This window comes from Metabacillus sp. KUDC1714, from assembly GCF_014217835.1.
GTDB lineage: Bacteria > Bacillota > Bacilli > Bacillales > Bacillaceae > Metabacillus > Metabacillus rhizosphaerae.
This window is the reverse complement of the sequence record NZ_CP055263.1, coordinates 3,853,265-3,876,023: the sequence shown is the minus strand read 5'-3', so window position 1 is coordinate 3,876,023 and position 22,759 is coordinate 3,853,265. Positions and strand designations below refer to the sequence as shown.

The following is a 22,759-nucleotide window of genomic DNA, read 5'->3' as shown; positions in this document are numbered from 1 at the left end:
AACCGCCACCACAGCCGCCGCCGTAGCCACCGAATCCATAACCGTAACCCATTATAAATCCTCCTTCAAGTGATTCATCTAAAAGAAATTCTAATTCTTCTTAATAGCCAACGAAAGCCGAACCTACAATAATTAATAGGATGAACAAAACAACGATTAAAGCAAAGCCACTACCGTAACCACAACCTGGAGTTGCACCACTCATAAACAACACCTCCCTTTCGTTGTACTACTACAATATGAAAATAGGGACTTGTACGGTTGGGCATTCGCACAGTTTTCTAGGTATATTTCATTTTTTCTCTTATTTATCGTATAAATCCATCCAATAATTCAACTAAGCAGAAAAATGAAAATTCTAGGTATTTTAAATTAGACAGACCTTATCCTATAGGGCTTGTTTGCTAAATTGTAAGAAATGTATTAAAAATGAAGAAAGCAATTAATGTTAAAATGAAACTAGGTAAGGAAGATTAAAAAATAAGGGTGAGTTTATGAAGAAGTTTTTATTTATTATATGCTTGATTTTGGTATGTCCAATTTATGCCTCAGCACATACTACTGTGTCGTCCTCAAATCCAAATGAGGGAGAAACCATCACAGAGGAGATACGTGAACTTAAAGTTGAATTCGCTGGGGCTATTGAAAATCAAAGCACATTGACATTAGTTAAGGAACAAGAAGCAATAAAAATTGATTCCATATCAGTCATCGATCAACAAATTATCGGTTCATTAACAGCACCACTCGAAAATGGTAACTATCTATTAACTTGGAAAGTTGCTTCAACTGACGGGCATGTACTAACAGGGGATATTCCATTTACAGTGGACATTCCTGATGCAGAAATTGAAAAAGAAGTTCAAGAAGAAACTGAACAAGTAGACAAAACTAAAGAGAATATGGAAAAGAATGATGCAGTCGTAGAAGAAAAAGCTGAAATAGAAGCTGCACCCGAGACTGTTAAGGATAACAGTTCCCTGATTTCTACTATATCTGTTATCATATTAGTCATCCTTTTAGCGTTCGGTATTTGGATTCTTTTACGTAAAAAGAGGTAATTTATGAATCAACTTATCCCATTGACTGAATATGTCACGTACATGCTATTTTCTTATTTGGTTGGCTATGTTGTGCTTCAATTTGTACCTGCTTCAAAAAAGCCAATCATAATAGCTTCAAAACAAAGTTTATTATTATCTGTTTTAGGTATTATCATTTTAACGTTTCTTCCAGTCCTTCAGGTCATTTCATTTTTTGCAACTGAAGGACTATTAAGTTTTAGTGCATATGCCATTTTAACTGAGTTTCAAGTAGGAATTGCCTGGCTATATGGAAGTTTTTTCGCTGTGTTTTTATGGATGATTATTTATGTAGAAGGCTCCAAATACTTACAGGCACTTTTTTTACTATTGATGATTGTTTCTGTAGGCTATGCAAGCCATGCTTCAACACTTGATTTATTGCCAGGCCTTTTCTCGCATTCAATACATTTCTTAACCATTACCATTTGGGTTGGAGTTCTTATTCATGTAGGCTGGTTAGCTCACAGTATTGAAAATTGGCATTCCTTTTTACGTTGGTTTACACCACTCTCAATCGTTTTATTTTTTATTACAACAATTAGTGGGATTTCCCTTATGCTCTTTGTAATTGAACCGAGAGATTATGCGAATGCTTGGGTATTGCCGTATGGTCAAATGCTTTTAGTAAAGCATATTAGCATTATCCCTGTTTTAGCATTTGCATTTATAAATGGCTTCCTTTCAAGAAAAACAAAAAAAGATTCAGAATTTGATGCAAAAAAGTGGGTTCAAGCTGAGACTGTTATTCTGATGATTGTTTTTTTCATAACTGGTGTTTTAGGTACTTTACCACCTCCCCATCAAGTTAATGCCACTGTCATACAAGAAGGAGGCGCCGTCTGGGTAGAGTTATTGCTTGGGCATGAGGTTGTTGCTCCGTTTACAGTCCAATTCTCTCTAGGATTCCAAGCAATTCTCTTCCTTGTTATTGCTATCATGTTTTTATCCATGATCGTTATAAGCTTTTACAGAAGGGTATCACCTTGGCTTGCATTAGTGTTTGGCGTCATTTTTATGATCGCCACTTACCTTGGATTGATGATGTCGATAGTTGTAGGATAAAAAGGAAAGTACTTATGTATAAGGAGGCAGGCAAAGTAATGCCTCTTAATATTGAGTAATACCACGCCATAAAGACATAAAAGAAGCTAATCACCTTATTTTAGGAGATTAGCTTCTTTTTACTTAGTATTTATTAGCTTTTAAGATTAAATATGTTTCTCGAATCTAATTTTTCAATCCAAATCTAATCCGCAACGGCCTTTCCTACTACCTGTTTTTGTTCAGTCCTAGCAATAGTAATCCCAGTAGATTCTTCAAAATCATAAAGACTTGTAGGTAAGTCTGTAAAACGCTCAAGTTCATTGTATGCAGGAATACCGTGATAGGACATATCAAGCCCTTCTTCTTCCTCTTCTTCTGTAGCACGTAAGCCAACAGTTACCTCTGCTACTTTTGCTATAACAGCTCCACCAATTAACCCCCACACCGCTACGACAGCTGCACCTAGAAGCTGAACACCTAATAAGGAAACCTGACCTGTTGTAAATAATCCTGCTGATGTATCAAATAAACCAACAGCAATAGTTCCAAATACTCCATTAAAGCCGTGAACCGCTACCGCTCCAACAGGATCATCAATTTTTATGTTATCGATTAAAAGTGTTGCATAAATAACAATGATTCCACTAATTCCACCAATGATAATCGCACTCCACTGATCAACAAAAGCACAACCAGCTGTGATCGCAACTAAACCTGAAAGAACACCATTTATCGTCATACTTGGATCTGCTTTTCCGAACTTTTTCATTGTCAATAATAAAGTGACAGTTCCACCACTTGCCCCTGCAAGCATTGTATTAATTGCAATTGATGCTAAGGAAGTATTTGTGGCATCTAGTGTACTTCCACTATTAAATGCAAACCAACCAAACCATAAAATAAATGCACCACTTGATGCTAATGGTATATTACTAGGTGCAAAAACATTCACCGTACCATCTGAATTAAATCTCCCTTTTCTTGCACCTAATAGTTTAGCCATTGCCAATGCTGCAAAACCTCCAACTGCGTGTATGGCAGCTGAACCAGCAAAATCCTTCATACCAAGCTTTGCCAACCAACCTTCACTATTCCATATCCAATGACCTGATAATGGATAGATAATAAGTGTTATCAAAGCGGCCGTAATAATATACGCTTTAAAATTCATTCGCTCAGCAACTGCACCTGAAATAATCGAAACACAGGCAATTGCAAAACCCATTTGAAAAAGCACAAATGCTTCACTAGGCAGCTCAATACTAAGAGATATTTTTTCCGGACTTCCAAATAAACTTGTCCCGATAAAGCCAAAAGCATCTTGCCCATACATTATCCCAAAGCCAAAAAGCCAAAATGCTAAGGCACCTATGGTTAAGTCAACGAAAATTTTCATTGTAACGTTAACAGCATTCTTCGTGCGGACTAAACCCGCTTCTAATAAACTAAAGCCGCCTTCCATAAATAAAACCATCGCTGCTGCAATCACAATCCAAACTGTATTTAAATGAATTAGCTCCATATTACATCCCCTCCTTTACTGTAAGGTCATCGATCGTTTCATCAGATTCACCTGTACGAATGTTATAGGCTTCTATGATTGGATATACATAAATTTTCCCATCCCCATCTTCACCTGTTTGAGCATTAGCAATGATTGTTTTGATCGTTTGATCAACCATGTGATCGGATAGGACGATTTCAAGCTTAATCTTCGGATGTAATGTCACATTATAATTCTTTCCACGATATACACCCTGCGTATCCTTTTGCTTCCCTCTTCCTACCACTTGTGAAACTGTAAAACCTGTTATTCCTATATTTTTTAAACTTTTAATAGTCTCGGTAATCTTCTGAGGTCTGATGATTGCTTCAATCTTTTTCATGCTCCTCACCTTTTCATTGTTAGGTTTCCTAACATTATTATGTTAAAAATTATAACATTAATTGAATCAGAGTCAACAGTTTAAGATATTAAAATTTTTAGAAAACTATAAAGTAGAAAACTAGATTTTTTGCCAAATGTTTTAACGACAAAAAGAGGCTGGGACAAAAGTATTTCAGCCAAAGAAAAACCCGAACTATCATGCGAAATTCTAATTTAGAGTTTCGTAATAGTTTGGGTTTTTTATTTATATCGCTTAATTAAATTAAAAATTATTCGGCTTTAAGAATGGTCAATTTAGTTATGTCCCAGCCTCTTTTCGTTTAGCTATTATTAGCTTATCTTATCTGTCCATTACCAGACATTAAAAATTTAACAGTTGTTAATGCAGGTAATCCCATTGGTCCACGAGCATGAAGCTTTTGGGTTGAAATTCCAATTTCCGCACCAAAACCTAGTGCCCCACCGTCTGTAAAGCGAGTGGAAGCATTATGATAAAGCGCTGAAGCATCTACTAAACTCATAAACACCTTTGCTGTATCTTTGTTTTCGGTAATGATTGCTTCAGAGTGCTTCGTTCCATATGTTTCAATATGATCAATTGCTTCTTCAATATTGGCTACAGTTTTTACAGCAATGTCTAAAGATAAATATTCATTAGCCCAATCTTCTTCAGTTGCTAATACTGCATTAGGGAAATACCTAAGTGCCGTTTCATCTCCATGAACCGTAATATTATGTTTTTTGAAGGTAGCATTGAGTGCTACACTGTTTTTATCAAGCCATTCCTTGTGAATAATAGCTGTTTCTAGTGCATTACATACAGCTGGACGGTCTGTTTTTGCATTCACAAGAATGTTTAATGCTTTTTCAACATCTGCTTCAACATCAATATATAAATGGCAGTTACCGACACCTGTTTCAAGAACTGGAACTGTTGCGTTATTTACAACTGCATTTATTAATGAACCTCCACCCCTAGGTATTAACACATCAATGTGTTCCTTCATTGTAAAGAGCTGCTGTGTTGCCACACGATCTGTAGTTGCTATAAATTGAACAGCTTCCTGCGGGATTTTCGTTTCAATTAATGCCTCATGCATGACCTCCACGATGGCTTTGTTTGATGACAAAGCAGATGATCCGCCTTTTAGTATAATGGCATTTCCTGATTTAAGCGCAAGACCTGTTGCATCGACAGTTACATTAGGACGAGCTTCATAAATCATTCCGATGACACCTAAAGGAACGGATACTTTTTCTACTAGTAATCCATTATCCAGTGTCCAGTTCGAAAGTATTTTCCCTGTAGGATCTTCTAATTCTGCAACCTGGCGTAGACCTTCTGCAAAATCTGTGATGCGTTCCTTCGAAAGGGCGAGACGATCCAAATACGCCTCTTCATAGCCTTTTTCACGACCTGCTTGTAAGTCTTTTTCATTTGCATTTAAAATGACTTGAATATTTTTTTCCAATGTATCAGCTAAAATGTGTAATGCTTCGTTTTTTTCTTCATTTGATAATAAACTAACTTTTTTCGCTGCTTTCTTTGCTGCTATCGCTTGTGCTTCAACGTTTGTTTGTACTTTTGTTACATTCATGCAATTCCTCCTTTTAAACTCCAACAGGTAAGGACAATTCAAGCTCACATACTAGGTCATCAAAATGAACAACCTCGAGTTTTTCTACCTCTTCACCTGTTATTTCACTTAACTTTTCCAAATCTTCATTTGAGTAATTTACAACTCCTAAGCCGATCCTTTCACCTAGGTGATCAATAATTCGAATTACAGCACCCTTTTCGAATTGTCCTTTTACTTCCTCGATATCTGATGAATAAATACTATGTTTATGATCAGCAATTGACATTCTAATATTTTGATTAATAACAAGTTCACCCTCAGGACCAGAATGAAACGCAATCCATTGTTTTTTCTGATTTAAGTTTATTGTCTCATTTGTCACTTCAAAATACGTTCCTCGTGCCTCTCCATTTACTGCATCACCTAAAATATTCGGTATGCTTGCTTTACCTAGAAAAGTCGAAATTCCTGAAGCCATCGCAATTTTTACTGCATCGATTTTTGATTTCATTCCACCTGTGCCAACTTCACTTCCTGATTCACCGGCACCTTCTTCTATTTCAGGTGTAATTTCATATACTTTTTCAAGCAGTTTCGCTTCATCATTTTTGCGAGGGTCTGAATCATATAAACCATCTATATCAGAAAGGATAATCAATTGATCTGCTTCTATTAAACCTGCAACTTTAGCAGATAACGTATCATTATCACCAAATTTTAAGCGATCAACTGTAACCGTGTCATTTTCATTGACAATCGGAATAATCCCACGCTCTAATAGGACATTTAACGTGTTTCGAACATTGTTATAACGAGATTCATCAGAAAAATCGCTACGCGTGATTAATATCTGTGAAGCTACATAACCGTGTGATAAAAATATTTCTGAATAGGCTTCAATTAATAAGCCTTGGCCAATAGAAGCTGCGGCTTGTTTTTCTGGTAATGATGTTGGTCGATCAATACAGCCTAGCTTTCGATAGCCTGCAGCGACAGCTCCAGATGAAACAAATACAATTTCATGTCCCTCATCCTTAAGTAAAGCTATTTCATCTGCTAATTTTTCTAGTTTACGTCGACTAATTTCTCCATGTCGACTAGTTAAGGAACTGCTTCCTACTTTTATTACAACCCGTTTTTTCTCATTGTCTAGGGTCGCCATTCTATCACTCCTGAGTCAGTTTTTAGTCCGAAGCGCTAGCTCCTTGAATCATACGGACTATCCATCTTATATGACTTTTCATTGAATTCATTTATGGATGGCTTATGATCGAGTGCTAGGCACTTACGCAAGACAAAAAAATTTAGTACGATATTTTAGTCTAATGAACACTTCACCTTTTTAAGCAAGTGAGGTTACTATTTCGATTTATTATTTCAAAGAACCAACTAACAGACTTTCTTGTATCTGCTCGCTAATCTCTTTCGAGCGTTTCGCAGCATGTTCAACAGCCTTAGAAATTGCGATTCCTCCACCATTTTCATCAAGCGCATCAAGTCCAGCAGCTGTTGTACCATTTGGAGACGTAACATTTTCCCGTAAAACAGTTGGTGTTTTATCCTGCTTTTGAATCATCTTTGCAGCACCTACAATAGTTTGTGCAATAATTTGTCTTGTTGTTTCAATATTAAGTCCAGCTAGAACACCTTGTTGTTCCATATGTTCCATTAAATAATAGAAATAGGCTGGACCACTTCCTGCAAGTCCTGTAAAGATATCCATATCTTTTTCTTCAATCTTGTATACTTCACCAATACATTCAAGTAAGATTTTCGTTAATTTCACATTTTCATCGGCTGTTTCATGACCTGGGGAAATTGCAGTAGCTGATTCTCCGATTGTACTGGACGTATTCGGCATAACTCTAACTACTTGCTGGCCTTTATGGAGATTTTGTTCAAGGTATGATGTTGTAATTCCCGCTAAAACAGATAATATGAGCTGATTTGGCTTGATATGACTCTTTATGTCGTTCAATGCATTATCAACATCTTTAGGTTTCATAGCTAAGATAAAAATATCTATTTGATCAAACTGGAGATTTTCTCGTTTAACCCCTTTAATTCCATAATTGCTTTCTAAAGCAGTTAATCGTTCTTGATTGGAACGATTTGTCGCAATGATTTGTTCCGCTGGGATTTCCCCTGATTTTACTAAACCAGAGATCATTGCTTCCGCCATTGACCCCGCACCCAAAAATGCAATTGTTTTATTGTATAACATCTCATCTCTCCAATATCGTTCGTATTTTTGTTCGTATTTTTGCTAACGATTTAATACTAACACGCTGAATTTCATATTCAAGGTCTTAAGGATATGTTGTAAGCATTTCTTTCAATTAGTTAGTGTAAGCGTTACCATTAGGAGTTATATCTTCTTAAAAGCGTCTCAGGAAGCTTTATCGCTTCTCATCCCTTATTTTCAAGAATGATGATAATCAAAAATTCAAAATTTTTATGATATTCACCTAAGGAGTAAACAGTTGCAGTTATTCAAAACGTTAAGCTCTACTACTTTATTTAGCTTCCTTCTAACAAGTCTTAAAAGGAAAACGCTTAATAAATATCGAATGCTTTTTTTAGGAATATTGAATTATTTCTTACTTTCCTAGTAAAGAAGCTTTCATTTTCCTCCTAATTGTTATACAATTCCAATTATGTACGTCTAGTTAAGGAGATTTTCTTCCCTTAATAGCGAAAGGAGAACGACAGATGATGAAAAAATTACTACTTACATTATTAATGGGGCTATTAGCATTCTCACTTGCTGCATGTAATGATGATGAAGACAAAGAGAAGGAAACAGCAACATCTAAAGAATCAACAGAGGAAAAGGCTGACGAAGAACCAACTGCAGCTGATGCAAAAGAAATGCAAAAGAAACTTGATGCTCAAAAAGTTAAGGATGAAAGTGTAGTTGCTATTGTTAATAGTCAAGAGATTAAGGGTTCTGAATACAATGAAGCATTAAGTATTTCGCAAACTCAATTTCAACAAATGGGACAAGACCCAACGACAGATGAAACAGCAAAACAATTAAAAGACTATACACTTGAAAGCCTTGTAGGACAGACTTTGCTCATGCAAGAAATTGATAAAAAAGGATATAAAGCGACTGAAGAGGCTATTAATAAAGATTTAGATACGATCAAAGCTCAATATGAGAATGACGAAGCATTTGAAAAAGCTTTAAAAGATACTAACCTATCACTTGAAGAACTTAAAAGTCAAATTGCTGATAAAGTTCGATATAGCCAATATGTAGAAAAAGACTTAAAAGTTGAAGAGGTTAAAGAAGAAGAGTTGAAAGAGTATTATGACTCTATGGTTAGTTCAGTTGCAGAAGGTCAAGAAACACCGAAATACGAAGATGTTAAAGAAACGTTAAAAGTTCAGCTTGAGCAACAAAAAACGCAAGAAAAACTTGGTGCTAAAGTAGAAGAACTTCGAAAAGACGCTAAAATAGAGTTGAAAATATAATCCTAGAATAAAAAATGCTGTGTGAATGTAGAGTGACCCAGTAAAATGAGACAAGGAAAAAACACCCCTTGAGTCGTATTAGTTATCTAAACGATTTTGGAGGTGTTTTTCTTTATGGGCACAAGAGTTCACTACCCCGAGGAAGTAAAGTGGCAAGCTGTAGAATTAAAGTTACAAGGAATGAGTAATAAAGCGATAATGAAACAGTTAGGAATCAAAAATGTATCCCAGATTAAAGTATGGAAGAAATGGCATGATGAAGGGCAAACACATCGATTCTCTCAGCCTGTTGGAAAACAATATACGTATGGAAAAGGACCAGCTGGTTTAAGTGAAAAAGAAGCTTTAAAACAAGAGAATAAACAATTAAAAGCACAGTTGGAAATCTTAAAAAAGTACCAAGAGATCGAGAGGAGTTGGAGCCACAAATCGTTGTACAAGTAGTCAAGGAACTCTCTTCTATGTATAAAATCGTTGATATATTAACAGTATTAGAAGTGCCTAAGGCAACCTATTATAGGTGGAAGAAAAAGTATACAAGATCAGTTGTGAGCCCCCTTGAAGAAGTAGTCGTTCTCCTTTGCCAAGAGAGTCATTTTCATTATGGTCATAGGAAGATCAAGGCTCTTCTAAAAAGAAGACATGGAATAGAAGTCAATCGAAAAACAGTTCAAAAGATCATGCAGAAATATCAAGTGCAGTGTCAAATTAAAGTGAAACGACCAAAATATTTGAATGGTGAGAGTAACATTGTGGTAAAGAACATCCTAAATAGAGAATTCACAGCAACAAAGCCTAATCAAAAATGGGTAACAGACATCACTTATTTACCATATGGATCAAAAATGTTGTATTTATCAACGATCATTGACCTTTATAATAACGAGATTGTAACCTACAAAGTGAGTGAGAGTCAGGATGTAGATCTGGTTAAAGATACACTTAGTGAAGCTGTAGAGAAAAGAAAACCAAAAGAAGGGATACTGATTCATACTGATCAAGGTTCTGTTTATACATCTTATGCTTTTCAAAATTTAGCTAAAAAAAATGCATCATCACAAGCATGTCCCGAAAAGGAAACTGCCATGATAATGCCGTCATAGAATCCTTTCACTCCTCGCTAAAGTCGGAAGGATTCAACACTCAAAGAAGAGCATCTATATCTAATTCTAAAGTAGTGCAAATAGTAAATCAATACATGTATTATTATAACCAAATACGTATTCAAGCAAAATTAAACTACCTGTCTCCAATTGAGTTTGGAGAACAGGCAGCTTAAGTGTTTTTTCTAAGTCTCATTTAGATGGGTCAGTCCAAATGTCACACAGCATTTTTTATCTGAAATAATTATAAAATTCTTGTATTGTAAATCACACTTTGACTCCCAGTTCTAAAGTCAATAAGCGGTCTCCCTAAGCTTTTGTTCTTTATTTCTTATATATTTTTAACATAGTATGCGCATTTGCCTGAAATTCATATGAAACCCTTTCCTCTTCAAACCTAATTCCACTACCAAGTTCACTTAGCAATTCATCTAAACGTACATATCTTTTCCCCTCTAAATCGACCAACGGAAAAATACGGAGCTCTTCTTTTGTAACCCTTAACAGCTCTTTCAGTGTTTTTAGGTGGAAAGAATAATCTAGTCTATCTCCATACATAAATAGAAAATGTGCAGATAAAGTGAGATCAAATTCATTATTTTGAAAAGGCAAATGAGGTAATGTCGCTGTTACATATTGCCTAGGAAATTTCTTCATACTAGCTGTGCAATCTTTTAATGCTCTGATTCGTTGATATTTCAACTCTTCTATATTACTAAAAAAATCCCATTTATATCCATGTTTTATCTTTTCCATACTCTCCATGGCATGAGCAATATCATTTAAACCCTTTTTTAATAAGCTTTCTACTGGAACTGAGTATGCAATATCACAGGCTGTTACATCAAACCCTTTTTCCTTTACAACTGCAGTAAAGGAGCACGCTCCTGAAGGACAATCTAAAATCCTTTTTCCCTTAAGCTCATTTTCTTTTAATGAAAACATTTGAACATATTCTTCATACGTCCTACCAATAAACACAATTCGGTTTAAATCTAACTTATTACTCAGCTCAACTCTACTCATCTCGTCTCTTCTCTCCTCTAATTATGAAATTTCTCTAACATATATATAGTATTACAAAATTCTCTTGATGGACAAGCACTTTTTCAAAAGATTACCAACAGTTTATAATTACAAAGCAGAGATGGATAACTGTAAACTTATGCCCTTGTTTTAATTTCTATTTTTTTCTTCATTTGAAGCCTACGTTCAATCACTCAGAAATATTCACAAATATATCTTCCACAGCTGGGTCTTTTTCAATTAAGCCAGCCTCTTTCATCCAGTTAATTGTATCTTCCCATTGTTCCTTACTTTGGCTTCCAAAGCCTTCATCTGATTCCATAAGTGGTAATAGTATGTCTAAGCTTTGTACTTCCACCTCTTCGACTAGTGGAAAGTTGGCTTCATCCTGATTACTTAATAGTATGTTTAATGCTTCCTCAGGATTTTCGGCTGTAAATTCATAACCCTTTGTAGCAGCACGCCAAAATGCTTTAATGCTATCTTGTTCTTCTTCCCATGTTTTATCACTTGTTACTGCTATTAACTCATTGTAGCTTGGAATACTATATTCGGTAGGGTTAAGATTACGAGTTTCATAGCCTTCATGCTTCAATACAGGTACCTCATGATTGATATATGCTCCGATCACTGCATCGACTTTTTCACTAACAATGGATGACCCTAATTCAAAGCCAACATCAACCATTTCAACATTATCAGGATTCCCACCATCTGCTTTTACCATAGATTTAATAAGGGATTCATTTAGCGGTATCCCTGGATAACCAACAGTTTTTCCTTCTAAATCCTTTGGAGACTGAATCTCACTATCCTCAAGAAAAACTACTCGATTTAATGGTGAGCGTACAATTGCACCTACAGATTTAATCTTTACATCTTGATTAGCACGAGCAATAATCACATCAGGTTGATAAGAAATTCCTAGTGTAATTTGACCTGCAGCTGCTAAATTTATCGGATCAGTTGGATTTGCTGGGAATTGAATGTCTACATTTAGTCCTTCCTCTTTAAAATATCCTTTTTCTTGGGCAACATATAAATAGCTATGAACCGCATTTGGATACCAATCCAGCATAATACTAACATTCTTTAGTTCTTCTGTTTCTTCCTTTCCTTCTCCTGCCTGTTCTGTAGAAGTACTTTCACCACCTGAGCATGCTGTCAGTATTCCGAGCATAAAGCATAAAATTAGTAATAAAAACTTTTTCATTTTGTTTTCCTCCATTTTAATGTTCTTTTTTCTAAGTAAACAACGAAAATAAATAAGATAATTCCTACTGCAGATAGCAAGACAATCGGAGCAAAAACTCCTGCCCCATCGAACTGTGTCATCATTCGTCTACTAAAATAGCCTAAACCAGCTTGAGCGCCAATCCATTCACCAATCGCTGCGCCAATCACGCTAAGTGTAACTGCAACCTTCAAGCCAGAGAAGAAATGCGGGGCGCTTGCGGGTACTTGTAGTTTAAAGAAAAGATCCTTTTTACTTGCCCCCATTGTTAATAATAGATCCCTGTATTCCTTACTCGTTGAGCAAAGACCATCATATGTGTTTACTGTTATCGGAAAAAACGTAATAAGAACTGTCACGACAACCTTGCTCCAGATCGAGTAACCGAACCAAAGAACAAATATTGGTGCAAGAGCTATAATCGGTATCGTTTGAGACGCGATGATAATCGGATAAAACGTTCTTTCAACCATTTTACTTACACTCATCCACACCGCTAAGCCGACTCCAAAAACAATTGATAGGAATAAACCGATAAAGATAATTAACAATGTTGAAGGTAAATGATTAACAAACAATGGACCTTTTAATTCCCATAGTTTACGAACTATATCAGTTGGCGCTGGTAGAATAAACCCTAAATCTATCAGCCCTGCACCAACCTCCCAGATTAATAAAAAGCAACTAACAAGAAGGCTTGCTGCTGCATATTTTTTCAAAAAACTCATAGCTTCATCCTCTTTCGAAGCTGGTCAATCAAGTAATCCTTCATCTCCAGTAATGCAGGCTTATTCAAATCCTTTAAGTTTCGCGGACGTTCGAGAGGAACCTTAACTTCTTCTAGTTTACTAGATGGCGTTTCCGTAAAAACGAAGATTCTATCTGATAAAAACAGCGCCTCGTTTACGTCATGTGTAATAAAAAGAATTGTTTCCTTCCGCTTTTGCCATTGAGCTATTAACCATTCCTGCAAAGAAATTCGCGTGATCGCATCAAGGGCGCTAAAAGGCTCATCTAACAGTAAGACTTGAGAACCAGTTAAAATAGTACGTAAAAACGAAACTCTTTGCCTCATCCCTCCTGATAAATCACTCGGGTAACAGTCTTCAATACCCTTTAAGCCAAATGCCTCAAGTAATTCAAGAACCTGCTGATGTGCTTCACGCTTTTTAATTCCTTTTATTTCTAATGGAAGGGCAGCGTTTTCGATAATTGTCCGCCAAGGTAAAAGCAAATCTTGCTGTGGCATGTAGCCAACCTGCCCAAGACGATTAGTAGCCAATTGACCCCTTAGAAAAATCTCACCCTCTGTGGGTTGTTCTAACCCTGTGACTAACTTAAATAATGTACTTTTCCCAGAACCGCTTGGTCCAATTATACTCACGAACTCACCTTTGCTAATATGTATATCAAAGTCTTGGAGGATCGGGGTATTTCCTTCTTCATAGTGAAAGCTAACATTTTGAAACGTTAAGGCTGACTTATTCATCTGTCGGCCACATCGCTTCTTGGTAGGCCATATCCCAAAACATATATTCAAAACGAGTTGTATTAAGAAAAATGTCCTCCAGTTTCTCAAGCTCTGATTCTGGCTTTCCTTCAGCTAATTGATCAATTAAGTCAATACACCATGTAGCAAGCTGACCAAACTCATCTGAAGCATACATACTTATCCACTCACCATAAAACTCATTGTCACTTGCACCTTTTCGTTGATTTAACTCTTTACCAATCTCCCAATAACTCCACATGCATGGAAGTAGTGCGGAAACAAGCTCAGCAAGTGTTCCATTTTGACTAACATGGAGCATGTAATGTGTATAAGCCAATGTTGTTGGTGACGGTTTTGCTATTTCAAGCTCTTCAACAGAAATATCGAATCGTTTTGCATATTGACGATGAAGTTCCATTTCTTCATTCAGTGTAGAATGAAGTAATGCAGCAAATTTCCCCATTGTTTCAAGGTCTGTTGCCTTCACTGCGCCTAATGCAAAAACCTTTGCATATTCAATTAAATATATATAATCCTGAATCATGTAAAAGCGAAACTTTTCCTTTTCTAATGTTCCATCCCCCATTTGAAGGACAAATGGATGGGTATGATTCCGATTCCATATCGGTAGAACCTTTGCATAAAGTCTTTGACTGAACTTCATTAAATTACCTCCTATTAGATAAGCCTAAAACACCTTGATTTTGCCTAGGGTAGTCGTACATGGATAGAAGATACTTTTACACTTTTGGTAGTGTCACTTCATGCCCCTATTTTCAAGTGCGTTTCGTATGGCACCATTCATATATAAACGTTAAAATAACTTTCGTATATTCGATAAGCTGTTCAATTGAAACCTGCTCATTTACCGAATGTGCATTTTGTAAGTTTCCTGGTCCATAAATTGCTGTTGGAATTCCAGCAGCACCAAGCCAACCACCATCTGTTACTGTTGGAGAAACATCAACAACTGCCTTACTATTTATAATTCCTTGGTGAGCAGACGCTAGTTGTTTCACACCAGGGTGGGTAGGATCAACCTCTAATGAAGGGAAGATTTCACCACGATCAACGATCATTGACTTCCCACCCCATACAAATGTCGGCGGATTTTCCCGAAGCCATGGATCAGCTTTAGCTACATGAAGTAGATGCTCCTCAATTTCCTTTATGATTTGTTCATGAGATTCATTTGGATAATAATGTACAGTAATCCAAAGTCGACATTCATCTGCAATAAATGCAGCATGTCTACCACCTTCGATAACTGCCGGATTAATTGTATTTGTTCCCGGAATAAATCCTGGATAGCCTTTCATCACTGCCCAATGGCGTTCTAACTCCTGCAGTCCATGGATTATTTTCATCATCTTTTCTATAGCACTTGAGCCAAATAGCTTTCCACCAGCATGAAGCATTTGTCTTCTTGTTGCATCATGGAAGGTTTGTGAACTCTTAACCGTAATCCAGCCAGTAATCACACCACCTTGGCCTTGTATATGTAAATCACTTGTATCCACGACAACAGCGAAATCTGCCGTATACCCTCTCTTACAGCATTCAAGTGTTCCTGCTTCACCAACCTCTTCACCAATAACAGACTGAAAAGTTAAGCTACCTGGCAGATCAATTCCTGCTTCATGTAAAAGCTTAATAGCAAACAGAGCACCAGCTAAACCACCCTTCATATCTGATGCACCACGACCGATGATTGCGCCGTCTTTTACAATAGGAATAAACGGATTAGCTTCCCACTTCTCATCCTCATTAACCTCTGCAACATCAATATGTCCGTTAATGATCAAGCTATTAAAATTATCAGCTTGCTTACCTTCTAGAAAACCTACAACATTCGGATCATTTGGGTAAACATCCCACATATCGATGGAGAAGCCATTTTCTCTTAAAAAGTTAGCAACAAACTGCTGTGCTTCCATTGTGTTTCTTGCAGGGGGTGCAGGTGTTTTATATTCAATCAGCCTTTTAAGTAATTCAATAAGTTCATCTTTTTTTACATCAATTTGCTCTACAAGCAGATCAATTTCCTTTGTCATGTTATGCCTCCTTTTTAAGTAGTGCAAAATCAGGCATATTGCCTAATCATGTAGGTGAAACCATAATTTGAACATAAAAAAACCACTTCTCTTGGTAAGAAGTGGTTTGAATGAACAATATATGTACAAACGCTTGTAAAAAATAACTCTTTCATTTTCGCGCTTATTTTCAAACACCTCTTCCCTACGCTAGTATTATCTAGATCAGGTAATAAGGGTCAAGACATTGGTCTCTCTCAGCTTCATAAAGCCCCCCTAGTGGTGAATCTATTAAATTATCAAATAACGATTAGATTGATTACATTATTTTTAACACAATATGTTATATTTAGCAACAGAATTCATTTATCTGCTTGATTTTCATACATAACATGACCTTAAATCAATACTATGAAGCACTTACATTGTCAGCAAGCTGTTTTCTAGTATGAACTTGTCGATCTTCAATCTTCTTAAATAAAAAACCAAAAATAGAAGCTAAAATTTGTTGAAACAACATTCCAACTATAACAGGAACCGCAACTGCAGGTGGAAAATATTGAACTGCGATAACAGCACCGGCGCTAATATTGCGCATTCCACCAGTAAAGATCAATGCTACTTTCGTTTCTCGATCTCTGTTTAACCAATTCCCCACTAACCAAGCTAGAAGATACCCTATAAAAGCGAGAATAAAAACAGTTATCGCAATAACAACTAACTTACTTGTAATCACTTTTAAATAAGGGGCAACAACTGCACCATTAATCATGACTACAGAAGCTAGCCCTAATTTAGAAAACGGTGCTAATGTTTTGCCGACATTTACGCTTTTCCCTTTTGATAATTGGTTTATGAACATACCTATTATGGAAGGAAGAACCACCATATATATCAACCCGTTCATGATTGAAAAAGTATCGATCTCTACCTTCTGCCCAACAAGAAATGAAAGTGTATGTGGCACTAGGAATGGGGAAAGTATTGTATCAAATAAGATAATTGATAAGGCTAAGGCAATGTTCCCCTTATATATTGTGACCCAAATAAAACTAGTAATCCCAGTTGGAATTACAGAAGCTAACACCAATCCAGTAACAGTAAAGTGATCATTTGCAAAGAGAAAATGCCCTGCAAACCAAGCGATCACTGGCATCACGATGTGCAATAGTAATAGAATAATGAGTAATGGAAGTGGACTTTTAATGACTCCTTTTAGTGAAGCAAAATTAGAATTGAGACTTCCTGAAAACGTAATGAATGCAAAAATCCAGGGAATTAAAAATGAGAAAATTAGTAAATGATCGGCAAATAAAACACCGAGAATAACACTCACTGGCGTAATGAATGGCATAGACCTTTCAAGCTGCCGATTTACGGTTTGAAGCATGATGCATTCTCCTATTCTAATGATGAAACCTATGTATATGCAATTGTAACAAATTTTAGAAGGAACAAGTGATTAATTGTATTGAAAGATGCACATTCTTTAAAACTAATGAAAACTACAGGTAGACTTTCGTGATCCTCCATTAAGATACTTTGCTCCTATTCCTCTTCTATGGATCAGAAAAGTTGATACTAAATTTTCCATTTTTTTGAGGCTATTTTATTACAAAAAATACACAAAATAGATGTATCTACAAAATATTGGAGTTGACATCTAGCTGTGAAATATACTTTATTAACTTTCATTTTATACTTGCTACCTTTTTCACTTGATCATCAACATACATATGCATCAACAGTCGAATATCCTCCATCTCCAATAAGCTTTCAAATTGACATGCAAAATTGGGATTCTATAGACGAGTCACTTCCTAGAAAATCGACATTTACTGTGATCGATGTGGAAAGCGGTATGAGCTTTGATGTTCAAAGAAGAGCAGGAAGTGGTCATGCTGATGTTCAGCCTTTAACTAAAAAAGACACAAAGATAATGAAGGCTATTTATAATGGAACATGGAGTTGGCACCGTAGAGCCGTTTTAATTTTAGCACATGACAGCAGCTTAATTCCTGCTTCTATGCATGGAATGCCACATGGTGCAGGTGCTCTTCAGAACGGATTTCCTGGTCATTTTTGCATTCATTTTGCAGGAAGCACGACACATCGAACAGGTAAATCAGACATATCACATCATGTTATGATTCTAAAAGCTGCAGGAAGAATTGATGAATATATGAACAATCTTCCATCATCCCAACTGCTCAATGTTTTTCTAGTTACAATTAAAAATGGTGATCAAGGCTTAGCTGAAAAAATTTCTATAAGTAAACACAGGAATATAAAAAGGGAGCTAAATAAAATAGAGAAAATTGAAGCCATGCAATGGTCCATACTCCAAACAAAGGAAACAGATTCATCCTCATCATTAGTAAAAGAAATCCCTGTTGAGGTTAAATTGTTTATTAAGGATAGAGGACCTGTTAAAACCAACCTTACCTTTACGTTGGTGAGAGCATCTCCAATTTCCCCTTGGAAAGTAAATATTGATCCTTTCTTATCATCCGTTAAGTAAATTAAAATAGAGACTATCAAAGGTGGAGTTATCGATGAAAATAATGTTAATGTTACTTTTTCTAGCCATATATCCGAGCAATCAAACTGATGACATATCATTAACTTTTCAAGGTGAAAAAGTGAACGTCATAAATCGCTCAGAATATGCTCTACCTCCCTTTGATAAATCAATGATTAATCAGAAGAAATATAACCAGCTTATTGAATCACTTGAAACAGAAATTTATAAAGAACCCATTAATGCATCTTTTGACAAAAACGGATCCTTAATTAGTGAACAAATGGGACATGCGCTTAACCGAGAAAAATTTAGAGAAGTGTTTTATACAAAGTTTTATAAAAATGGTGCTACTTCAATGGAAATTCCAATCAAAACCCTTTATCCAAAGGTTGATAGTGAGTTGCTAGCAAGCATTAGTACGAAACGAATAAGCCTATATATTACCTATTTTAATAGTAGAAATAAAGAACGCACACATAATATTTTTTTAGCATCAGAAGCAATAAATAACTTTGTTGTTTTTCCAGGAGAAACATTTTCATTCAATAATGTTGTCGGTAAACGAACCATTGAGAAAGGATATTTATCTGCACCGATTATTGTAAAGGGCGAACTAGCTGAAGGAGTCGGAGGAGGTATTTGCCAAGTTTCCTCCACCCTTTTTAATGCAGTAGACAAAGCAGGAGTAAAAATCATTGAACGCTATTCCCATAGTAGGAGGGTTCCTTATGTTCCTCCAAATCGAGATGCAACAGTAAGCTGGTACGGACCGGATTTCACTTTTCAAAATCGCCACACCCAACCTCTTCTCATTCGTTCTAAAGTAGTTGGCGGCCAATTAATTATTGTGATTCTTTCCTCCGATACGTTTGAACATTATAAAAGAGAAGTTCCAAGTGCACCACATGAGTTACCAAAAGAGATACATACTAGTGGTGATAACTTCTAAGATAAGCGCAAGTGCCTTGATCAGACTAAGACAGGCATAAGACGCTCAGGAATAGAAGACGTTCTTTGTCTTCAATTCCTGAGTGGCTGTAGACCTAATTGGGTCTAGGCGCTGGAGCTAGACACCAAATCTAAGTAAGAAAAAATTATAAATTCTGATACTACAAAATAGCTCTGACAAAAATCGCCAGAGCTACCTTTTTATTTGGACAATCCTATTTCTCGACCTACTTCAATGACAAGCATATATGATTCAAATTTAAATTTATTATTTTCTAAACGCCGCTAATCCTTCATTTAATTCTTTCGTTTGTTGATAAACACCTTTATATAAAGTAAAAAGCTTTTGATATTTTTCAACATTTTCTGGAATTGGCTCATAGGTTGTAGCTGGTTGAATAAAGAGATCTGCAATTTCTTGAAGTGAGTTTGACCATCCAGCACCAAATGCTGCAAGAATAGCAGCACCTATACCAGGACCTTGTTCACTTTTTAATTTAATGATTTTTGCATCGAAAATATCTGCCTGAATTTGCAGCCATGTATCATTTTTAGCTCCGCCTCCAATTGAAGTAATCGTGTCAATTGTTTTTCCACTCGCACGGAAAATCTCAATTGATTCATGTAAAGAGAACGTAATTCCTTCTAACACTGCACGAACAAAATCCTTCTTTGTATGTGAGCCTTCCATACCTATGAAGCTCGCACGAATTTTTGGATCAGCATGTGGCGTTCTTTCACCAACTAAATATGGTGTGAATAATAACCCGTTTGCCCCAACTGGAATGTGTTCAATACCGTCTAATAATGCTTCGAAAGAGTCATTTTCAGCAAACACATCTTTAAACCAGCTTAAGCTGTATCCAGCTGCAAGCGTAACACCCATTGTGTAAAATGCATCTTGTTTACCGTGGTTAAAGTAATGAACCTTCCCCTCAAAATCACGATCATTTCTCTCTTCATACGATAGTACAACACCAGAAGTTCCAACACTGCAAAGCGTATTTCCTTCAGATAAAATTCCTGAACCGATTGCACCACACGCATTATCAGCTCCACCAGCAAAAACCTTGGTAGCTGGAGAAAGTCCTGTTAGACTAGCATATTCTTCTGTGATTGTCCCTACACATTCATGTGATTCAACAAGTGGTGGACAAAGCTCATGCTTAATATTGAATTGATCACATATTTCAGTGCTCCATTGCTTTTCCCCAACATTTAATAATAATGTTCCAGCTGCATCAGAGTATTCACTATGGATTTGTCCCGTCATCCTGAAGCGTAAGTAATCCTTTGGAAGCATGAACACAGTAGATTTTTCGAAGATTTCTGGTTCATGTTCTTTCACCCATAAAATCTTAGGAAGCGTAAATCCCTCTAATGCAGGATTTTTTGTAATAGCAAGTAAGCGTTCCTGACCAACAACATCATAAATTTGTTTACATTGTGGTGTTGTTCTTACATCATTCCAAAGAATTGCATTTCGTAATACATTATTTGATTCATCTAAAAGTACAAGTCCGTGCATTTGCCCTGAGAAGCTTATCCCTTCGATATCTTCCACATTACCTTTAAATTCAGTCACAAGCTCAGAAAGCCCTTCACGTGTCTTTTCAACCCATTGTTCTGGTTCTTGTTCACTATACCCAGACTTCTCATGGATCAATGGATAGGATTTTGAAACTTCCTGAGCAACATTTCCCTCTTGGTCCATTAATAAAATTTTAACAGCACTTGTGCCTAAATCAATCCCGATAACATACTTCATAGTAAAAACTCCTTATATTAAAATGATGGGTATGATATATATTAACACCCCTTAAGAAAACCCTTACAAAATGATAATCTAGCATTCTTTCTTTCATAAAGGGTGGTAAAAAAACTTATTTGTATAATTAAATTACATTATTTCACTATCAAAATTATAACACCTCGAAAAATGTTTGTCTATTGGATAAACTAAGTTTATAATATAAGAATAAACATAGTATAGAAAAGAATGCTGAAATTAGGTGAGCTATTTGAAAACAATTACTTGGAATCAACAAGTAGTCAAGAAAAACAATACATCTCTTGTCTTTCGTACTGTTACTCAACAAGAACCGATTTCAAGAGCTGATATTGCACAAGCATCAGGTTTAAATAAAGCAACCGTTTCCTCCCTAGTCAATGAATTGCTAGATAAACAACTTGTATATGAATCTGGTCCAGGGGAATCAAGTGGTGGTCGCCGTCCTGTCCTCTTACATTACAATCATGCTGCTGGCTATTCAATCGGGATTGATGTGGGTGTAAATTACATTTTAGGGGTTGTAACAGATCTAAAAGGAAAAATCATAGCTGAACATCATGTAAATATGAAAAATTCTTCTTTCGAATTTGTTATGGAACAAGTAAAAGCTACAATTCAAACTTTAATGAAGGATCTCCCAAACAGTCCTTACGGAGTTGTTGGAATTGGCATAGGAATACCAGGTATTGTTGATAAGCAAGGAAAAGTATTACTTGCCCCAAATTTAGGCTGGAAAAACTGTGATATTAAACAGCCTATTGAAAAAGAATTCGAGCTTCCAGTTATCATAGAAAATGAAGCAAACGCTGGTGCATACGGTGAAAAACAATTCGGGGTTGGCAAAAAGTCCAACGATATAATTTATGTAAGCGCAGGTATCGGAATTGGTGTAGGATTAATTTTAAATAATAATTTGTACCAAGGTTTAAGTGGGTTTTCTGGTGAGATGGGCCATATGGTCATTCAAATGAATGGTGCACCTTGCAGCTGTGGCAGCAAAGGTTGTTGGGAAGCATATGCATCTGAACATGCGCTTCTTAACAAAGCCGGAGTAGAAAAGGATGCTACCCTTGAATTATTGATAGAATTAGCCACAAAAAATGATGTAAATGCAATTGAGTTATTCAAAGAAATCGGACAATATTTAGGTTATGGTATTAACAATATCATCAATACCTTTAATCCTGAACAAATCATCATCGGAAATCGTCTAGCAATGGCAAAAGAATGGATTGAGCAACCGCTATTAGATATCGTGTATTCTCATGCTCTTTCCTTTCAACAAAAGGACTTACAAATAAATTTCTCAGAGCATTCAACCCATTCAGCTGCTTTAGGAGTAGCCGCATTTACTGCTGAGAGCTTTATTAATCGAGAATTAAAAGAATATTAATTTTTATTGCTGGTTTGTATCGTACAAGCCAGCTTTTTATTTTTGGCTGTTTTCGCAAACTTTGTTGCTATATAACAAGTATTGGTGAAGGTTGATTTCTGCTCCAGGATGCTCGCTTTCCGCGGGGCGGGCGGTGA

General features: G+C 36.2%; 20 protein-coding genes, 1 pseudogene and 1 riboswitch. Of the genes and pseudogenes, 7 read left to right on the top strand and 14 right to left on the bottom strand.

Annotated features, from left to right (window positions below; genetic code table 11):
* Window positions 1-100: 100 nt before the first annotated feature.
* The gene (locus HUW50_RS17780; protein ID WP_083964590.1) at window positions 101-205 is read right to left on the bottom strand and encodes a YjcZ family sporulation protein; all 105 of its coding nucleotides are present in this window, start codon (window positions 203-205) and stop codon (window positions 101-103) included.
* Between the two features lie 289 nt (window positions 206-494).
* Between HUW50_RS17780 and HUW50_RS17775 the strand changes: the two genes are divergently transcribed.
* Together HUW50_RS17775 and HUW50_RS17770 are read left to right on the top strand one after the other, a co-directional pair.
* Complete coding sequence (locus HUW50_RS17775; RefSeq protein WP_066331247.1) at window positions 495-1,061, top strand: copper resistance CopC family protein; 567 nt, start codon at window positions 495-497, stop codon at window positions 1,059-1,061.
* Window positions 1,062-1,064: 3 nt separating this feature from the next.
* On the top strand, window positions 1,065-2,147 hold the full coding sequence (locus HUW50_RS17770; RefSeq protein WP_066331251.1) for a copper resistance D family protein: 1,083 nt from the start codon (window positions 1,065-1,067) through the stop codon (window positions 2,145-2,147).
* A gap of 184 nt (window positions 2,148-2,331) precedes the next feature.
* Here the strand turns inward: HUW50_RS17770 and HUW50_RS17765 are convergent, their stop codons facing one another.
* From HUW50_RS17765 to proC, 5 genes are all read right to left on the bottom strand, one after another.
* Window positions 2,332-3,651, bottom strand: coding sequence for an ammonium transporter (locus HUW50_RS17765; protein ID WP_066331254.1), 1,320 nt, complete (start codon window positions 3,649-3,651; stop codon window positions 2,332-2,334).
* 1 nt (window position 3,652) lies between these two features.
* Window positions 3,653-4,015: a P-II family nitrogen regulator gene (locus tag HUW50_RS17760; RefSeq protein WP_066331257.1), complete on the bottom strand. Its 363-nt coding sequence runs from the start codon at window positions 4,013-4,015 to the stop codon at window positions 3,653-3,655.
* Window positions 4,016-4,352: 337 nt separating this feature from the next.
* Window positions 4,353-5,615 carry a glutamate-5-semialdehyde dehydrogenase gene (locus tag HUW50_RS17755; protein ID WP_066331260.1) on the bottom strand — a complete coding sequence of 421 codons (1,263 nt, stop codon included), beginning with the start codon at window positions 5,613-5,615 and terminating at the stop codon, window positions 4,353-4,355.
* Between the two features lie 13 nt (window positions 5,616-5,628).
* Entirely contained in the window at window positions 5,629-6,759 is a 1,131-nt protein-coding gene (gene proB / locus HUW50_RS17750; RefSeq protein ID WP_066331263.1) for a glutamate 5-kinase, read from the bottom strand.
* 210 nt (window positions 6,760-6,969) lie between these two features.
* Window positions 6,970-7,821, bottom strand: coding sequence for a pyrroline-5-carboxylate reductase (proC, locus tag HUW50_RS17745; RefSeq protein ID WP_066331266.1), 852 nt, complete (start codon window positions 7,819-7,821; stop codon window positions 6,970-6,972).
* A 488-nt stretch (window positions 7,822-8,309) separates the two neighbouring features.
* On the opposite strand from proC, the gene HUW50_RS17740 reads away from it, so the two are divergent.
* Together HUW50_RS17740 and HUW50_RS17735 are read left to right on the top strand one after the other, a co-directional pair.
* Complete coding sequence (locus HUW50_RS17740; RefSeq protein ID WP_232329017.1) at window positions 8,310-9,077, top strand: SurA N-terminal domain-containing protein; 768 nt, start codon at window positions 8,310-8,312, stop codon at window positions 9,075-9,077.
* A 114-nt stretch (window positions 9,078-9,191) separates the two neighbouring features.
* Window positions 9,192-10,356 (top strand): annotated as a pseudogene (locus HUW50_RS17735) (IS3 family transposase).
* Between the two features lie 148 nt (window positions 10,357-10,504).
* Here the strand turns inward: HUW50_RS17735 and HUW50_RS17730 are convergent.
* From HUW50_RS17730 to HUW50_RS17700, 7 genes are all read right to left on the bottom strand, one after another.
* Window positions 10,505-11,206: a class I SAM-dependent methyltransferase gene (locus tag HUW50_RS17730; protein WP_066331272.1), complete on the bottom strand. Its 702-nt coding sequence runs from the start codon at window positions 11,204-11,206 to the stop codon at window positions 10,505-10,507.
* 190 nt (window positions 11,207-11,396) lie between these two features.
* Window positions 11,397-12,419 carry an ABC transporter substrate-binding protein gene (locus HUW50_RS17725; RefSeq protein WP_066331274.1) on the bottom strand — a complete coding sequence of 341 codons (1,023 nt, stop codon included), beginning with the start codon at window positions 12,417-12,419 and terminating at the stop codon, window positions 11,397-11,399.
* Window positions 12,416-13,168 (bottom strand): ABC transporter permease, encoded by a 753-nt coding sequence (locus HUW50_RS17720; protein ID WP_185653080.1) that lies wholly within the window; start codon window positions 13,166-13,168, stop codon window positions 12,416-12,418. Before HUW50_RS17720 ends, HUW50_RS17725 begins: the two co-directional genes overlap by 4 nt.
* Window positions 13,165-13,929 carry an ABC transporter ATP-binding protein gene (locus tag HUW50_RS17715; protein ID WP_185653079.1) on the bottom strand — a complete coding sequence of 255 codons (765 nt, stop codon included), beginning with the start codon at window positions 13,927-13,929 and terminating at the stop codon, window positions 13,165-13,167. Before HUW50_RS17715 ends, HUW50_RS17720 begins: the two co-directional genes overlap by 4 nt.
* Window positions 13,922-14,596, bottom strand: coding sequence for a thiaminase II (tenA, locus tag HUW50_RS17710; RefSeq protein ID WP_066331284.1), 675 nt, complete (start codon window positions 14,594-14,596; stop codon window positions 13,922-13,924). The genes HUW50_RS17715 and tenA overlap by 8 nt, the downstream gene beginning before the upstream one ends.
* Before the next feature lie 112 nt (window positions 14,597-14,708).
* Entirely contained in the window at window positions 14,709-15,986 is a 1,278-nt protein-coding gene (locus tag HUW50_RS17705) for an acetylornithine deacetylase (protein ID WP_066331286.1), read from the bottom strand.
* A 164-nt stretch (window positions 15,987-16,150) separates the two neighbouring features.
* Window positions 16,151-16,253, bottom strand: a riboswitch (TPP riboswitch).
* A gap of 121 nt (window positions 16,254-16,374) precedes the next feature.
* Window positions 16,375-17,355 (bottom strand): bile acid:sodium symporter family protein, encoded by a 981-nt coding sequence (locus tag HUW50_RS17700; RefSeq protein ID WP_185653078.1) that lies wholly within the window; start codon window positions 17,353-17,355, stop codon window positions 16,375-16,377.
* A 279-nt stretch (window positions 17,356-17,634) separates the two neighbouring features.
* Here HUW50_RS17700 and HUW50_RS17695 point away from each other — a divergent pair, with 279 nt between their 5' ends.
* Both HUW50_RS17695 and HUW50_RS17690 read left to right on the top strand, forming a co-directional pair.
* Window positions 17,635-18,486 (top strand): hypothetical protein, encoded by an 852-nt coding sequence (locus tag HUW50_RS17695; protein WP_066331290.1) that lies wholly within the window; start codon window positions 17,635-17,637, stop codon window positions 18,484-18,486.
* Between the two features lie 34 nt (window positions 18,487-18,520).
* Window positions 18,521-19,438, top strand: coding sequence for a VanW family protein (locus HUW50_RS17690; RefSeq protein WP_066331292.1), 918 nt, complete (start codon window positions 18,521-18,523; stop codon window positions 19,436-19,438).
* A gap of 267 nt (window positions 19,439-19,705) precedes the next feature.
* Here the strand turns inward: HUW50_RS17690 and xylB are convergent, their stop codons facing one another.
* On the bottom strand, window positions 19,706-21,205 hold the full coding sequence (gene xylB / locus HUW50_RS17685) for a xylulokinase (RefSeq protein ID WP_066331295.1): 1,500 nt from the start codon (window positions 21,203-21,205) through the stop codon (window positions 19,706-19,708).
* Between the two features lie 253 nt (window positions 21,206-21,458).
* On the opposite strand from xylB, the gene HUW50_RS17680 reads away from it, so the two are divergent.
* A complete protein-coding gene (locus tag HUW50_RS17680) occupies window positions 21,459-22,622 on the top strand; it encodes an ROK family transcriptional regulator (protein ID WP_066331297.1) in 1,164 nt (387 codons plus the stop codon).
* Window positions 22,623-22,759: the final 137 nt, after the last annotated feature.

Excerpts from the sequence above, each read along its gene's own strand:
- HUW50_RS17780 (WP_083964590.1), bottom strand. The coding sequence starts at position 205 with ATGAGTGGTGCAACTCCAGGTTGTGGTTACGGTAGTGGCTTTGCTTTA.
- HUW50_RS17775 (WP_066331247.1), top strand. The coding sequence starts at position 495 with ATGAAGAAGTTTTTATTTATTATATGCTTGATTTTGGTATGTCCAATT.
- HUW50_RS17770 (WP_066331251.1), top strand. The coding sequence starts at position 1,065 with ATGAATCAACTTATCCCATTGACTGAATATGTCACGTACATGCTATTT.
- HUW50_RS17765 (WP_066331254.1), bottom strand. The coding sequence starts at position 3,651 with ATGGAGCTAATTCATTTAAATACAGTTTGGATTGTGATTGCAGCAGCG.
- HUW50_RS17760 (WP_066331257.1), bottom strand. The coding sequence starts at position 4,015 with ATGAAAAAGATTGAAGCAATCATCAGACCTCAGAAGATTACCGAGACT.
- HUW50_RS17755 (WP_066331260.1), bottom strand. The coding sequence starts at position 5,615 with ATGAATGTAACAAAAGTACAAACAAACGTTGAAGCACAAGCGATAGCA.
- proB (WP_066331263.1), bottom strand. The coding sequence starts at position 6,759 with ATGGCGACCCTAGACAATGAGAAAAAACGGGTTGTAATAAAAGTAGGA.
- proC (WP_066331266.1), bottom strand. The coding sequence starts at position 7,821 with ATGTTATACAATAAAACAATTGCATTTTTGGGTGCGGGGTCAATGGCG.
- HUW50_RS17740 (WP_232329017.1), top strand. The coding sequence starts at position 8,310 with ATGATGAAAAAATTACTACTTACATTATTAATGGGGCTATTAGCATTC.
- HUW50_RS17730 (WP_066331272.1), bottom strand. The coding sequence starts at position 11,206 with ATGAGTAGAGTTGAGCTGAGTAATAAGTTAGATTTAAACCGAATTGTG.
- HUW50_RS17725 (WP_066331274.1), bottom strand. The coding sequence starts at position 12,419 with ATGAAAAAGTTTTTATTACTAATTTTATGCTTTATGCTCGGAATACTG.
- HUW50_RS17720 (WP_185653080.1), bottom strand. The coding sequence starts at position 13,168 with ATGAGTTTTTTGAAAAAATATGCAGCAGCAAGCCTTCTTGTTAGTTGC.
- HUW50_RS17715 (WP_185653079.1), bottom strand. The coding sequence starts at position 13,929 with ATGAATAAGTCAGCCTTAACGTTTCAAAATGTTAGCTTTCACTATGAA.
- tenA (WP_066331284.1), bottom strand. The coding sequence starts at position 14,596 with ATGAAGTTCAGTCAAAGACTTTATGCAAAGGTTCTACCGATATGGAAT.
- HUW50_RS17705 (WP_066331286.1), bottom strand. The coding sequence starts at position 15,986 with ATGACAAAGGAAATTGATCTGCTTGTAGAGCAAATTGATGTAAAAAAA.
- HUW50_RS17700 (WP_185653078.1), bottom strand. The coding sequence starts at position 17,355 with ATGCTTCAAACCGTAAATCGGCAGCTTGAAAGGTCTATGCCATTCATT.
- HUW50_RS17690 (WP_066331292.1), top strand. The coding sequence starts at position 18,521 with ATGAAAATAATGTTAATGTTACTTTTTCTAGCCATATATCCGAGCAAT.
- xylB (WP_066331295.1), bottom strand. The coding sequence starts at position 21,205 with ATGAAGTATGTTATCGGGATTGATTTAGGCACAAGTGCTGTTAAAATT.